The 1,439-nt window shown below is 42.5% G+C and carries 2 protein-coding genes and 1 pseudogene; 2 read left to right on the top strand and 1 reads right to left on the bottom strand.

The window, feature by feature from the left end; all coding sequences use genetic code 11:
* The coding region (locus BBW68_RS16205) for an IS30 family transposase (RefSeq protein WP_148127523.1) at positions 1-212 on the top strand (212 nt) is incomplete at its 5' end.
* 550 nt (positions 213-762) lie between these two features.
* On the opposite strand, the gene BBW68_RS16200 is transcribed toward BBW68_RS16205, so the two are convergent.
* Positions 763-951 carry a hypothetical protein gene (locus tag BBW68_RS16200; RefSeq protein ID WP_083264838.1) on the bottom strand — a complete coding sequence of 63 codons (189 nt, stop codon included), beginning with the start codon at positions 949-951 and terminating at the stop codon, positions 763-765.
* Between the two features lie 117 nt (positions 952-1,068).
* Between BBW68_RS16200 and BBW68_RS07505 the strand changes: the two are divergent.
* A pseudogene (locus BBW68_RS07505) lies at positions 1,069-1,439 on the top strand (IS4-like element ISEc60 family transposase); the annotation flags it as partial.

Raw genomic sequence — 1,439 nt, 5'->3', positions numbered from 1 at the left:
ACTTTGCACGCCCATACCATTCCTGGGAACGTGGCCTGAATGAGCATACCAACGGTCTGATACGGCGCTTTTACCCCAAGGGAACCGACTTCAGTCAGGTGAGCCATCGCAAGATGGCTGAACTCGAACACATACTCAACACGCGCGGGAGAAAATCACTGGGCTATCGTTCCCCCAACGAGGTATTTTTAACGCACTTACTGGCGGCATAAGCCCCCTCGGTTTTGTTGCGTTTCAAGTGGGAATGGGGCGTACAATCAGTTCCGTCCATTCAAATGTTTTCTTGCTGTTTATGAATTTTTCCAGCAATTTATCATTTTTCCCCATACCCCCCTTCCTCATGCAACTAATTTTAGTTGCAGAATGCTTTATTGTCAATAAATAAGGGGCATTAAGCCCCTTCTCTTGTTAAAACATTTGGTACCCTTGCAGGTAGTTTAACCACCACCTGAATTGCTCCCACTCGCCGCCTCTCATCGCGGGGATTCGGGTTTCCCAGCCTTTGACAAGGGAATCCGCAACCTGTACGATTTGATGCGTTGACATTTAAAAACCTCGTGAAGTTTATTTGTCGATACGTGATCAGGTTGCTAGAACAACCTGATCACACCTTTCAGATTTTTAGGTTTTCACTTCCTTTTAAATCCCACTCACCTCCTTTTAAATCCCACTTAAATAGGCATTTAATCTTAGTCCGCAACGTTTATTTTTATCCTGAAATTCTGCAATTTCAGGGTTTACAAATAAATTATAATAGGAAAGCTATTCTTTTAAATCGTTTATGTTTTTATCTCCATCTTTTAGCCATAATCTTATTATTCCTTTTACTTCACTGGTAACGTCGCCACGGTATGAATCTTTTATGATAAGATTGTCTTTTAATTCTTTTAAGGAATTGGCGATTAATTTTTGTTCGGAAGATGCGTTATAAAAATAAACTGAGGTAGCCATTTTTTATCCTTCTTTTAAATGGCGGGGTTTCCCCCTGATGAATCCCCAGAAAACAAGACAGGCATAGTGTAATGTGATCTAATTGATTGCGCTAACAATTTCAAGGAAATCACCGCTATGCCTGCCCGTGTATTATGCCAAAAATTCTTTAAAAGTGTACTGGAGCCTCTGCATCTTTACCGCCAGAAATCACTGATTGATGCAACCAGTGCTGTCATAAATGGTGCCTCTCTCACTCTTACCAGTATCGGACGTCATTTGACAGGAACAGCATCCGTTAAAAATAAAATAAAGCGGGCGGATCAACTGCTGGGAAATTCTCACATGCAAAATGCGGTTTCCACAATTTTTCAGCGAGTTACACGGAAAATTACGCAGGGAATGTCCCGTGCTGTGATACTCATTGACTGGAGCGCTTATCACGCTTCGCGTTTCCAGCTCCTGCGGGCAAGCCTGGCATGTGATGGACGTTCTTTACCCTTGATGAG

It is taken from the genome of Candidatus Erwinia dacicola (assembly GCF_001756855.1).
GTDB lineage: Bacteria > Pseudomonadota > Gammaproteobacteria > Enterobacterales > Enterobacteriaceae > Erwinia > Erwinia dacicola.
This window is presented reverse-complemented; position numbering and strand designations above follow the sequence as displayed.

What these genes read in the sequence shown, in the direction of transcription:
- BBW68_RS16200 (WP_083264838.1), bottom strand. Translation starts at nt 951, where the DNA reads ATGGCTACCTCAGTTTATTTTTATAACGCATCTTCCGAACAAAAATTA.